The 11,562-nt window shown below is 59.7% G+C and carries 12 protein-coding genes; 7 read left to right on the top strand and 5 right to left on the bottom strand.

The window, feature by feature from the left end; all coding sequences use genetic code 11:
• The first annotated feature begins 3 nt into the window (after positions 1–3).
• From WIF35_RS00735 to draG, 4 genes are all read left to right on the top strand, one after another.
• A complete protein-coding gene (locus WIF35_RS00735; protein WP_412479650.1) occupies positions 4–291 on the top strand; it encodes a 2Fe-2S iron-sulfur cluster-binding protein in 288 nt (95 codons plus the stop codon).
• Between the two features lie 86 nt (positions 292–377).
• A complete protein-coding gene (locus WIF35_RS00730; protein ID WP_412479649.1) occupies positions 378–740 on the top strand; it encodes a 2Fe-2S iron-sulfur cluster-binding protein in 363 nt (120 codons plus the stop codon).
• 7 nt (positions 741–747) lie between these two features.
• A complete protein-coding gene (locus WIF35_RS00725; protein ID WP_412479648.1) occupies positions 748–1,320 on the top strand; it encodes a nitrogen fixation protein NifQ in 573 nt (190 codons plus the stop codon).
• Positions 1,299–2,249 (top strand): ADP-ribosyl-[dinitrogen reductase] hydrolase, encoded by a 951-nt coding sequence (gene draG / locus WIF35_RS00720; RefSeq protein WP_412479647.1) that lies wholly within the window; start codon positions 1,299–1,301, stop codon positions 2,247–2,249. Before WIF35_RS00725 ends, draG begins: the two co-directional genes overlap by 22 nt.
• Positions 2,250–2,260: 11 nt before the next feature.
• On the opposite strand, the gene WIF35_RS00715 is transcribed toward draG, so the two are convergent.
• The 4 genes from WIF35_RS00715 to WIF35_RS00700 all read right to left on the bottom strand — a co-directional run bounded on the left by WIF35_RS00715 (position 2,261) and on the right by WIF35_RS00700 (position 7,164).
• The gene (locus WIF35_RS00715) at positions 2,261–5,248 is read right to left on the bottom strand and encodes an EAL domain-containing protein (protein WP_412479646.1); all 2,988 of its coding nucleotides are present in this window, start codon (positions 5,246–5,248) and stop codon (positions 2,261–2,263) included.
• A gap of 116 nt (positions 5,249–5,364) precedes the next feature.
• On the bottom strand, positions 5,365–5,745 hold the full coding sequence (locus WIF35_RS00710) for a bacteriohemerythrin (protein ID WP_412479645.1): 381 nt from the start codon (positions 5,743–5,745) through the stop codon (positions 5,365–5,367).
• The gene (locus WIF35_RS00705) at positions 5,745–6,302 is read right to left on the bottom strand and encodes a hypothetical protein (RefSeq protein ID WP_412479644.1); all 558 of its coding nucleotides are present in this window, start codon (positions 6,300–6,302) and stop codon (positions 5,745–5,747) included. The genes WIF35_RS00710 and WIF35_RS00705 overlap by 1 nt, the downstream gene beginning before the upstream one ends.
• Before the next feature lie 25 nt (positions 6,303–6,327).
• Positions 6,328–7,164 (bottom strand): SIR2 family protein, encoded by an 837-nt coding sequence (locus WIF35_RS00700; RefSeq protein WP_412479643.1) that lies wholly within the window; start codon positions 7,162–7,164, stop codon positions 6,328–6,330.
• A gap of 349 nt (positions 7,165–7,513) precedes the next feature.
• Here WIF35_RS00700 and WIF35_RS00695 point away from each other — a divergent pair, with 349 nt between their 5' ends.
• The gene (locus WIF35_RS00695) at positions 7,514–7,717 is read left to right on the top strand and encodes a cold-shock protein (protein WP_412479642.1); all 204 of its coding nucleotides are present in this window, start codon (positions 7,514–7,516) and stop codon (positions 7,715–7,717) included.
• Between the two features lie 72 nt (positions 7,718–7,789).
• Here WIF35_RS00695 and WIF35_RS00690 read toward each other — a convergent pair whose 3' ends face one another.
• The gene (locus WIF35_RS00690) at positions 7,790–8,635 is read right to left on the bottom strand and encodes an NAD(+)--dinitrogen-reductase ADP-D-ribosyltransferase (protein WP_412479641.1); all 846 of its coding nucleotides are present in this window, start codon (positions 8,633–8,635) and stop codon (positions 7,790–7,792) included.
• Between the two features lie 357 nt (positions 8,636–8,992).
• Between WIF35_RS00690 and nifH the strand changes: the two genes are divergently transcribed.
• Positions 8,993–9,874, top strand: coding sequence for a nitrogenase iron protein (gene nifH, locus WIF35_RS00685; protein ID WP_412479640.1), 882 nt, complete (start codon positions 8,993–8,995; stop codon positions 9,872–9,874).
• Between the two features lie 90 nt (positions 9,875–9,964).
• Positions 9,965–11,437, top strand: coding sequence for a nitrogenase molybdenum-iron protein alpha chain (nifD, locus tag WIF35_RS00680; protein ID WP_412479639.1), 1,473 nt, complete (start codon positions 9,965–9,967; stop codon positions 11,435–11,437).
• The last annotated feature ends 125 nt before the right edge of the window (positions 11,438–11,562 follow it).

Here is an 11,562-nt window from a genome sequence, read left to right as displayed (position 1 = left end):
AACATGCCCAAGGCCAAAGTCACCTTCGAGGATATCGGCGTTTCGGTCAGCGTACCGGCCGGTACCCGCCTGATCGAAGTCTCGGAAAAAGTCGGCGCCGGCATCACCTACGGCTGCCGCGAAGGCGAGTGCTGCACCTGCCTGACCAAGGTGGTCTCCGGTGCCGAGAACCTCGCCCCGCCGAGCATCCTGGAAGACCAGGTGCTCAAGGACAACCTGGCGCCGCGCAATCACCGGCTGGCCTGCCAGGCCCAGATTATCGGTGGCGAGATCGTGGTCAAGCCGGCCTGACCGCCACCGCACAGAACAAGATTAAAAGCATCAACACCCAACACACAACAGAGAAATTCAATAACCCGCTCTTCAGGAGAACCTTCATGGCTCTTATCACCTTCAGCAGCCCGATGCACAAGGACAAGACTGTCTACGCTGTCGCCGGCAGCCATACCCAGACCATCCTGGCCCTGGCCAAGGAACATCACATCCCGATCGACTTCGGTTGCCAGGAAGGCAACTGCGGCACCTGCCTGGTCAAGGTGTCTTCCGTGGATGGCAAGCGCAAGCCCATGGGCGGCCCGCTGAATGCCCGCGAAGTCGCCGCATTGCTGGAACTCGGCCACATCACCAAGGCCCAGGTCGACCAGATGTACGTCGATGACATTCCGCCGACCCAATGGCGCCTGGCCTGCCAGATGATCGTCCGCGACGAAGACATCCTGGTCGAATATCCGAGCAAGTGAGTCGGAAATGAACGGTCCGGATCGCCTCCCCATCCGCGCCCTGTTGCTGGCCGAGCTCCTCTCCGCTCCGGCCAGCGGGACGGTGGCCGGCGATCCGAACCGCCCGCTGCTGGCCAGCCTGATCGCTGGCCAGGTGGCTGGCGAGGGCTGCCTGCCGGCCGATCTCGGCCTGGGGGCAGCCGCCTTCGCCCATCTGTGTCGCGAATATTTCCCGGGTGTCGCCATTAGCGGAACGCTACGCGAGGTCGAAGCCATTCCGGAACGGGAAGACATCCTGAAATTGCTGCTCGACCACCGTGCCCGTGAAACCCGCTCCGAACTCCTGATGGCCAGCATCCTGGCCACCGCCTGTGCCGGCCGCGACCATCTCTGGCAAGACCTCGGCTTTTCCGGCCGCGAGGAACTGACCCGCCTGATGTGGGTGAATTTCCCCGCCCTCGCCCGCGCCAATACCGGCGACATGAAGTGGAAGAAGTTCATCTATCGCCGCTTCTGCTCGGCCGAGGGCATCTACGTCTGCCCCGCTCCTTCCTGCGGCGTTTGCGCCGACTACGCGAAATGTTTTGGACCGGAGAACTGATCGCCCGCACGGCGCCCATCCGGCGCCGCCTGCTGCAACGCTCGCCGCGTACCGACCGCGCCGTCGCCGCCTATCTGGGCCTGGCCATCGGCGATGCGCTGGGCGCCACGGTCGAATTCCTGACGCCCAATGAAATTCGGCAAAATATTGGTGTGCACCGCGACATTACCGGTGGCGGCTGGCTCAGGCTGAAAGCCGGCCAGGTCACCGACGACACGACCATGTCGCTTGCCCTGGGCCAATCGATCCTGGCCAGCAGCCGGGTCGATGCGCTGGCCGCCGCCCAGGCCTTCGACGCCTGGATGCGCGCCAAGCCGGTCGATATCGGCAACACCGTGCGCCGCAACCTGATCACCTTCCGCAAGACCGGCAATCCCGAAGCGAGCGCTTCCGAACACGATGCCGGCAACGGCGCCGCCATGCGCGTGCTGCCGGTGGCTATCGCCACCTTCGGCCAATCAACCGAAGCCATCATCGCCGCCAGCCGCGCCCAGGCACATGTGACGCATCACAACGAATTGTCCGATGCCGCCTGCGAAACCCTGATCCTGATGGTGCATGACTTCCTGGCCGGGAAGAATCCCGTCGAAGTCGAAAAACTGCGGGCCGAGGATCTGGTTCGCCGTTACCCCGTTTTTGCCTACGACAAGAAGCGGCGCGAAAACCCGAGCGGCTTCGTGGTCGATACGCTACAAGCCGTCTTCCAGGCTTTCTTCGCCACCGAAACCTTCGAGGATTGCCTGGTCGACGTAGTGAATCGCGGCGGCGACGCCGACACCACCGGTGCCATCGCCGGCATGTTGGCCGGCGCCCGCTACGGCTGCGCCGAACTGCCGGAGCGCTGGCTCAAGGGGCTCGACGAGAGCTGGCGCGATGCCTGCGAGAAGCAGGCCGAACAACTTTTCGAACTGGCCAACCTGTCGGTCTGAACTGCCAATTCTCAAGCCTTGCCGGCAATCAGCTCAGGAATGCGCTCGGCCGGCACCGGCGGGCTGAAATAATAGCCCTGATAGTCGCCGCACCCGTGTTTGCGCAAGAATTCGAGTTGTTGCGGCGTCTCCACACCTTCAGCAACGACCCGATGCTCCAGTTCGGCACCGATACCGATGACCATCCGCACAATCGCCGCGTCGTTCGGATCGTGTTCGAGATCGCGGATGAACGAGCGATCGATCTTGATGCGGTCGAGCGGGAAGCGCTTCAGATACGACAAACTGGAATAGCCCGTGCCGAAATCGTCGAGCGACAGGCTGACGCCAAGCTCCTTCAGTTGCTCCATCACCCGAACCACATGCTCCGGATCCTGGACAAGAACGGACTCCGTAATCTCGAGCTCAAGCCATTTAGCGTCCAGTCCGGTATTGCTCAACACCTGAGCCACCGACTCAACCAGGCCGGGACTATGGAACTGCAATGCCGACAGGTTCACGGCAACGACTTTGGGGGGCATCCCGGCATCCTGCCAGGCCTTGTTCTGACGGCAGGCTTCCTCCAAAACCCAGGCGCCAATCGGCAGAATCAAGCGACTCTCTTCGGCCAGCGGAATGAATTTATCGGGGGGAACCATCCCCAATTCAGGATGCCGCCAACGAATCAGGCTTTCGAAGCCATCCACTACACCGCTTTCGAGGTCAACCTGCGGCTGGTAATGCAGGACCAGTTCGCTACGGCTCAAGGCCGAGCGCAGATCGCTTTCCAAACGTAAGCGCTCGGCCATCCGGACGTTCATATCGCCGGCAAAAAAACGGAACGTGTTATGGCCGCTATCCTTCGCATGATGCAGCGCGGCATCGGCGTTGCGCATCAGCGACGCGACGTCATCGCCGTCCTCACCGAGAACGCAGATGCCGGCACAGGCGGTCGCCACGACCTCGCTGCCTTCAATCATCATCGGCTGAGCAACGCAATCGAGCAACTTGCGGGCAATCGCCTCGAAGGTGCCCGGTCCCGCTCCCTGGCTCGCCAGTATGCCGAATTGGTCGCCCCCGAGCCGCCCTAGCGCATCACCTTCGCGCAGCACCTTGCGCAGGCGGATGCTCATCTTGGTCAGCATCAGGTCGCCTTCCTCGTAGCCGAAAGCATCGTTGATCCGGCTCAACTGATCCAGATCGACCAAAATCAGGGTTCCCGAACGCCCTTCAGCCAACCATTGACCGAGGATTTGGGTAAAACCAGAACGATTGGGCAGACCAGTCAACTGATCGATGTGTATCAGCGAATGGATGCGGGCCTCGGTTGCCTTGCGTTCGGAGAGATCGGTCACGAACACAGCCCAGTTGACGATGTTGCCTGCGTCGTCCCGAATGCTGCTGACGCTGCAATAGATCGGCAAGGGACTACCGTCCTTGCGCTTGGCCAGCAATTCACCACGCCAGATCCCCTGCTCGTCCAATTGCCGAGAGATCAGATCGAGGCTCTGTCGGTTGTCGCAGCCTTCGACCATGAAGCGCGGCAGCTTGCCTTTCAACTCTTCCGGACGATAGCCGCTGATCGCGCTAAGGGCTGCGTTGACAGTCAATACATGCCGGCTTTGGTCGAGAATCAGCACAGCATCGTTGGAATGATCAAAAAAATGGGTGATCAAACGTTGCCTTTCCTCGGCCTCGTAACGTTCGCTCATGTCCCAGGCAACGCCGGCAAGGCCGCGCGGCTCACCATGCTCGCCATAGACTGGCACGCGCAGGAACTCGAAGGGAACATCCTTCCCCTGCAACTTGAGACGCACCTGTTGGCGCACGGGTCCGCCCTTGGCATAAACCTCCAGTTGTCCGTCCCGCAGGCGTTTCGCCTCTTCCGGCGAAAACAATTCCTCGACGGTATGACCAATCACGGCATCCATCGGGAAGCCTTTGTAGCGACAAAAGGCTTCATTCACTGCCAGGTAGCGGCCATCGGTATCCAGCAGCCAAGCCGGATCGGGAATGGAATCCAGCAACGCTCTGGCCTCACGTGTCTTTGCCTCGTATGCCGAGGCCATGTTTTTGGCCAGGGTCTTGACCTGCTGATAGTTACGCCCCCAGGCGCGAATCAAGGCCACACCAGCAATGAGCAGGACCCCCATCAACACGCCATAGACGGCGACCCGGCGCCACCATTCGGCAAGAAAGTCGCGCTCGGCTAAGCCCACGGTGACAATCAGCGGGAAATCTTCGAGCACACGGAAGGCAAACATGCGCCGCTCACCGTCTAGTACGGCCACCCCATGGAACGCGCCATCTTTGTGACCGGCCGCCAGTAGTCCGGAGAAGTGCTCGTCCGGCAGGTGCTTTCCTTGCCAGCCCGGCATGCTCGGTTGCCTAGCAAACAATTCAAGATTCTTCCCCCACAGCGCAATCACGCCATTCGGGCCGACCTCAAGTTGGCGATAGAACTGTTCGAAGTAGTCGGCGCGCAAGGTGGCGAGCACGATGCCGGCAAAATTGCCGCTTCTGTCCTGCAGACGGCGAGCAAAGACGACAACGACGTCACCCGTTACGCGGGAGGCCAGAGGGGATGAAACAACCAGACCCACCTTGGGGTTGTCGCGCAAGACCTGAAAATAATCCCGGTCGCTGATATTGACCGACGACAGAGTGCCGCTGCCGTCGTAGAGATAATTGCCGTTTGCGCCAGCGACGCGGAAGCTGTGCGACTCCGGGAAGCGCGCGAGATTCTCCGCCAATTCCGCATCCAGCGTTTCGCGCGGAATACGCTCCGCCACATCGAACTGGTGGCGAGCGACAAAGTCCGACAATTGCAGGTCGAAACGCTGCGCCGTACTTCGAACATGCCCTTCGAGCAAGCGAGCCAAGGTGATGGCACTTCGCTCGGCCTGTGCCCGTTCACGGTCGCGCGACTGCTCCAGGTCGAAACCGACCCAGGCGAAAAGGCCACAGCAGAGCAGCACGACCATGACGGCGCCAAAGCGCAGTGTCCACTTCGCCGACACAGCACCTCCCTAGAGATCAATCTGTTTATTCTTTTGCAACGAGTCTAGCACAGCACCAAGTCAGTCGCTTGTCACTTATGCCAGATTAATCAAACCGCGTTTGAACTCTTGGAGATTCAGGCCTGATGGCGCTTCAGGCAAGCCGCCAAAGCAGCATCCATGGTCGCCAGGTGGGTGGCGAACCAGCCGGGCAGGCCTTTGGCGTATTGGCGTACGATATCGAGGCGCCCACGGGCCAAGCTGCGGGAAAAATGGGCCAACTCACCCAAGACGCGCAAGTGTTCGTTGTGATGTTCGCCGATAGCGGGAAAACGGCAGGCTTTCATCAAGCGCCCCTCGTTTTCGAAATGCTGGCGCGTATGTTCGTGCAGTTTGGCGAACAAGGCGGGCAACTCGTCGTCACTGGCCAATAACAAGGCATCGGCCAGTTCGACGAACTCCTGATGGGTGGCGTCCATTTCCGCCACCCCGAGCACGTATTGCTCAGACCAGGACATCAGACAGCGCCGTGAACTTCGCGTTTGGCGTTGTTGGTCGTTTTCAGGGCTTCCTCGACCGACATTTCCGGGTACTTGTACTTGTTACCCTTCAGCGCGTTGAACACGGTAACGATCTTGTCGGCAGCGCCTTGCCCCTTGAAATCGCCCTTTTCCAGCGCGGCCAGGTCGATCAGTTCGTTCCAGCACAGGCCTTCGGTCAGCGGAATGAAGACCACGGTGCAACCGTTGATGGTCGACACGAAGGGCTTGGGAATGTTGACCGTGTACATGATGGCGATGGTCGACGGATTGAGATCGGCGCCGAATTTTTCCATGAAATGCGGCCAGTGCTGCAGTTCTTCCAGCGAACCGGAGATCAGTTTCAGTTCGTCGCCCTGGGCCAGCACGGTGGCCTGCTTGAAGAGCGCGTGGGGCGGCTTGCGGCGACCCTGGTCGTCGGCGATTTCCCCTTCGATCACGACCAGTTCGCCCCGATAGCCTTCCCAGCCGGCATCGCTGGCGGCTTCGCGGAAATTGGAGTTGAAGAAGTAAGGTTGATAACGATCCAACAGCATGGTGATTCCTCCCGTTTAAAAAACTTTAGGCAGCCTCGACGGCGCCGATGAATTCGAAAATGTCCGACTCGATGATGTCGAGGCCGACTTTCTTGCAGAAGCGGCGCTCCTTGTCGGTCGGCTCGGCGATGAACACCCAGCCGGATGGCTCGGCGGCGCTGTAGATCATGTCGGCCATGACCATGCGCTCCGTGTCGCGATTCAGGCGCATGCCCATCAGCAGGTATTGCTTGCCCTTGCGCAATTCCTTGACCTCGGGCGGGATCGAGAAGCCCCCCATCAGCTCGGTGATGAAATCGACGTAATCGGCGTCGGAAGCGATGTAGACCGCCTCCGGACGCGGCGTACCCATCGGCTTGAACAGGATGGGAATGGCCGTGTTGATCACTTCGCTCTTCTGGTAGGCCTGTCCATCCCAGAAATAGATCTTGTAGCGGAAGTCGGTGCCACCGATGCGGGCGATGCCGACGATCAGGTTGTGCGGCACGTCGGCATACGAATCCTGTAGCTGCGTATCACGGTTGATGTCGATGACGTAGCCTGGGGAAATTGCCTTCAACCAGTCGTGCACCGCAGCACGCGTCCATTGCGTCTCGCCGTAGGTGCGGGTCAGGAACTTGGTGACGGTCGTACGGCCGCGCTTCAGTTCGACGTTCATCGCAGCGCGCGGGAATTCGTACATCAGCTTGGGCGCCATCGGCTTGCCGTCGTTCATGGCCAGAATCAGCGAATCGCTGTCGGCCGGAATCGGCGCACCGGTCGCAACGTTCTTGACGTCGGCCAGCACGCCAGGACCAAGGTAGGGAACGATGCTGCCGTCCTTGAGGCCGGCCAGCAATTTGTCGCGCAGTTCTGGTGTCATGTTTTCGCTCTTGAGTTGGGGTCGAACCCCTTTGAGCAAATTCCAAGCCCGGACAAAAACAACGTAGCCGTGCGCTTTTTCGGCTGCCACTCATCGATCTTGTCGGGTTTACGACAGGCTTTTTTTGGCACGTGGCGAAGAAATGTCGCAAGAAAAATCGGGGATCGCAAAAAAAACGATTGCATTTGCCGAAAAACCCGTGCACAGTGCTGCCCAGCGATTTTCAAGCGTTGTTGTGTAGTGTTAGTGCAGTACCCGCCATGTGCGGCGTAATACGTCTTACCTCGCCGTCTTGATCTCGCCCCTAGCGAGGGCTTCCCTCTTATCAACTTTTCCGGAGTATCAAGACATGGCAACCGGTACCGTCAAATGGTTCAACGATTCCAAGGGTTTCGGCTTCATCACCCCCGATCAGGGCGGTGACGATCTGTTCGCCCACTTTTCTGCTATCCAGTCCAAGGGTTTCAAGACCCTGGCTGAAGGTCAGCGCGTCACGTTCGACATCGTGACCGGCCCGAAGGGTCAGCAAGCTGCCAACATCAACCCGGCCTAAGCCTAGTTGATGCAATGAAAAACCCGGCCTCGGCCGGGTTTTTGTTTTGTGAAACGAGATTTCGAGCAGCCTCTACAAGGTGGACAAACTCACCTCGACCGCCCCGCCGATCGCCAGAAACTCGTCCTCGCCCTGCAACACGCCGGGCAACAAGCCGCAGTAGAAGAAAATCTTGCTCAACGGCACATCCACCGCAAGAATGTAATCGCCGAACTCGCAGGCCCGCTCACGGCTGCAGGTGAAGGAATTCAGATTGTTCAACAGGACGATGTAGCGTCCTCTACCGAGGTTTTCCAGCACCTCGTGATCGGCAATGCGATTGACCCCGCGATATAGCGTGACGTGACGCGCCACACCATGCCGACGCTTCAACTCGTACTGGCAATAGGTGTAGACCAGGTCGAGCTGGGCCTCCACGGCGTTGGTGCCGTACAAGCCCTGCGAACGCATTTCCAGATACCGCCAATAGGCATCGGCACTCGGATCGCGTAGCGGCTCGCCGTGATAGCGCGGCGTCAAGCCGAAGCGGGACTCGACCCAGCCCTTGAGTACCGCCCCCTCGCGACTGTCGGAGTCAAAACTCCAGCCGCGGATCATCTTGATGTAGTTGGCCTTCGTCCGGCTCTTGCGCCGGCCGGTGAAACCCATCTGCTCCGGCCACTCCAATTGGAAGCGGACGGTCATGTAGTCGTTGAAAACCTCCGCCCGCTTGTCTTCCGGTGCCGCCTCCAGTCGCCGGAAGAGATCGGCATGCAACTCGGCCACCCCATCGAGCGTCAGTTCGGCCGGATAACCCTGGAAGGTCAAACTACCGAGGACGACAGCCGGCAGATTGCAGCGATTGATCGGCAGGCGCGCATCGCGCGGCAAGGTCGCCTTGTCGGCGGCTAGGCCTTTACGGGCATGGCTGCCACGCACTGCGTCAGGAAGGAGGCTAACGTCTCCCGAGCCTGGCTTTGTCTCGCTTGCGCTCGACGCATTGTGCGTTGCCACGGCCAAAAGCCCGTGGCTGCCCCGCAATGAGTCAGAACGGAGACTGCCGTCTCCTGAGCTTGGCTTTGTCTCGCTTGCGCTCGACGCATTGTCGTCACCCCTACAAAGCGTAGGGGAATTGTCGGATGTCGCCATCCTCTCGAAGGATGGCCTGTTTTCCATTTTCATTGCAAATCAATGTCTTATGGTCTGCCAGTCGACCTGGCACGGTCCGTGCAGAAGGTGAGGTGCGACTCTCACTGATTCTTCGCAAATCGACTGACAGACTAAGGAGATTACACCATGGCTAAACTGCGTCAATGCGCTATCTACGGAAAGGGCGGTATCGGCAAGTCCACCACCACCCAGAACCTTGTTGCTGCCCTCGCCGAGGCTGGCAAGAAGGTCATGATCGTGGGTTGCGACCCGAAGGCTGACTCCACCCGCCTGATCCTGCATAGCAAGGCTCAGACCACCGTTATGCACCTGGCTGCTGAAGCCGGCTCCGTCGAGGATCTCGAACTCGAAGACGTCCTGTCCGTCGGTTTCGGCGGCGTCAAGTGCGTCGAGTCCGGTGGTCCGGAACCCGGCGTTGGCTGTGCCGGCCGCGGCGTTATCACCGCCATCAACTTCCTGGAAGAAGAAGGCGCCTACGATGACGAACTCGACTTCGTCTTCTACGACGTGCTGGGTGACGTGGTCTGCGGTGGCTTCGCCATGCCGATCCGCGAAAACAAGGCTCAGGAAATCTACATCGTCTGCTCCGGCGAAATGATGGCCATGTACGCTGCCAACAACATCGCCAAGGGCATCGTTAAGTACGCCAACTCCGGTGGCGTCCGTCTCGGCGGCCTGATCTGCAACTCGCGTAACACCGACCGCGAAGACGAACTGATCATGGCTCTGGCTTCCCGCCTCGGCACCCAGATGATCCACTTCGTGCCGCGCGACAACGCCGTTCAGCACGCTGAAATCCGCCGCATGACCGTGATCGAATACGATCCGAAGCACAAGCAGGCCGACGAATATCGCCAGCTGGCCCAGAAGGTGCTGAACAACACCATGCTGGTCATCCCGACCCCGATCGAGATGGAAGAGCTGGAAGAACTGCTGATGGAATTCGGCATCATGGAAGCGGAAGACGAGTCCATCGTCGGCAAGACCGCCGCCGATCTGGCTGCCTAAGCAATACCCGCTAGACGGCGGGTGCTGCGGCGCCCGCCACTTTCAACCAGAACGCCGGCTACAGATTGGTAGCGGCGTCAGGAGGAAAATATGAGCACCATGACTCGCGAAGAAACCGAAGCCCTCATTGCCGAGGTGCTGGAGGTTTATCCGGAGAAGGCCAAGAAGGACCGTACCAAGCACTTGGCCGCCAACGACGTTTCCGTCGAACAATCCAAGAAGTGCATCACTTCCAACCGCAAGTCCCTGCCGGGCGTCATGACCATCCGTGGTTGCGCCTACGCCGGTTCCAAGGGCGTGGTCTGGGGTCCGATCAAGGACATGATCCACATCTCGCACGGCCCGGTCGGCTGCGGCCAGTATTCCCGCGCTGGTCGTCGTAACTACTACGTCGGCACCACCGGCGTCGACACCTTCGGCACGATGAACTTCACCTCGGACTTCCAGGAAAAGGACATCGTCTTCGGCGGCGACAAGAAACTCGCCAAGCTGATCGAGGAAATCGAACAACTCTTCCCGCTGCACAAGGGTATCTCGGTTCAATCCGAATGCCCGATCGGCCTGATCGGTGACGACATCGAGTCCGTCTCCAAAAAGGCTACCGCTGCCATCGACAAGCCGGTCATCCCGGTTCGTTGCGAAGGCTTCCGCGGCGTTTCGCAGTCCCTCGGCCACCACATCGCCAACGACGCGATCCGTGACTGGGTGCTCGACAAGCGCGACGGTCAGGCTTTCGAATCGACCCCGTACGACGTGGCCATCATCGGCGACTACAACATCGGCGGCGACGCCTGGGCAACCCGTATCCTCCTCGAGGAAATGGGCCTGCGTGTCGTGGCTCAGTGGTCCGGCGACGGCACCATCGCCGAAATGATGAACACGCCGAAGGTCAAGCTGAACCTGCTGCACTGCTACCGTTCGATGAACTACATCTCCCGTCACATGGAAGAGAAGTACGGCATTCCTTACCTGGAATACAACTTCTTCGGCCCGACGAAGATCATCGAATCCTGCCGCAAGATCGCTGCTTTCTTCGACGACACCGTCAAGGAAAAGACCGAAGCCATGATCGCGCGCTACCAGCCGATGATGGATGCCATCATCGCCAAGTACAAGCCGCGTCTGCAAGGCAAGAAGGTCATGCTCTACGTCGGCGGTCTGCGTCCGCGTCACGTCATCGGCGCCTACGAGGACCTCGGCATGGAAGTCATCGGCACCGGCTACGAATTCGCCCACAACGACGACTACGACCGTACGATCAAGGAAATGGGTGATGCCACCCTGCTCTACGACGACGTCACCGGCTTCGAGCTGGAAGAGTTCGTCAAGCGTCTGAAGCCCGACATGGTCGGCTCCGGCATCAAGGAAAAGTACATCTTCCAGAAGATGGGCATTCCGCTGCGCCAGATGCACTCCTGGGACTACTCCGGCCCGTATCACGGCTACGACGGCTTCGCCATCTTCGCCCGTGACATGGACATTGCCCTCTCCAACCCGACCTTCAAGAACCTGACCCCGCCGTGGAAGAAGGTTGCTGAAGAAGAGGTCAAGAAGGCTGCCTAAGACTCAGGAATTGGGAACCGGAGGTCGGTGGTGGTGATTGCGGACTTGAGTCCTTCGCCACCCGGACTTCCCAGACCCTGATCTTCAACCTTGCGCCCGGCACTGCAGATGAGCGGTACGGGCAA

The organism is Azonexus sp. IMCC34839 (assembly GCF_047047955.1).
Taxonomy (GTDB): Bacteria; Pseudomonadota; Gammaproteobacteria; order Burkholderiales; family Rhodocyclaceae; genus Azonexus.
The sequence above is the reverse complement of the archived record's forward strand: the minus strand, read 5'-3'. Positions and strand labels throughout refer to the sequence as shown.

Coding starts and splice junctions, on each gene's coding strand:
- WIF35_RS00700 (WP_412479643.1), bottom strand. CDS start 7,164: ATGACACCAGAACTGCGCGACAAATTGCTGGCCGGCCTCAAGGACGGC.
- WIF35_RS00695 (WP_412479642.1), top strand. CDS start 7,514: ATGGCAACCGGTACCGTCAAATGGTTCAACGATTCCAAGGGTTTCGGC.
- WIF35_RS00730 (WP_412479649.1), top strand. CDS start 378: ATGGCTCTTATCACCTTCAGCAGCCCGATGCACAAGGACAAGACTGTC.
- WIF35_RS00735 (WP_412479650.1), top strand. CDS start 4: ATGCCCAAGGCCAAAGTCACCTTCGAGGATATCGGCGTTTCGGTCAGC.
- nifH (WP_412479640.1), top strand. CDS start 8,993: ATGGCTAAACTGCGTCAATGCGCTATCTACGGAAAGGGCGGTATCGGC.
- WIF35_RS00725 (WP_412479648.1), top strand. CDS start 748: ATGAACGGTCCGGATCGCCTCCCCATCCGCGCCCTGTTGCTGGCCGAG.
- WIF35_RS00710 (WP_412479645.1), bottom strand. CDS start 5,745: ATGTCCTGGTCTGAGCAATACGTGCTCGGGGTGGCGGAAATGGACGCC.
- draG (WP_412479647.1), top strand. CDS start 1,299: ATGTTTTGGACCGGAGAACTGATCGCCCGCACGGCGCCCATCCGGCGC.
- WIF35_RS00705 (WP_412479644.1), bottom strand. CDS start 6,302: ATGCTGTTGGATCGTTATCAACCTTACTTCTTCAACTCCAATTTCCGC.
- nifD (WP_412479639.1), top strand. CDS start 9,965: ATGAGCACCATGACTCGCGAAGAAACCGAAGCCCTCATTGCCGAGGTG.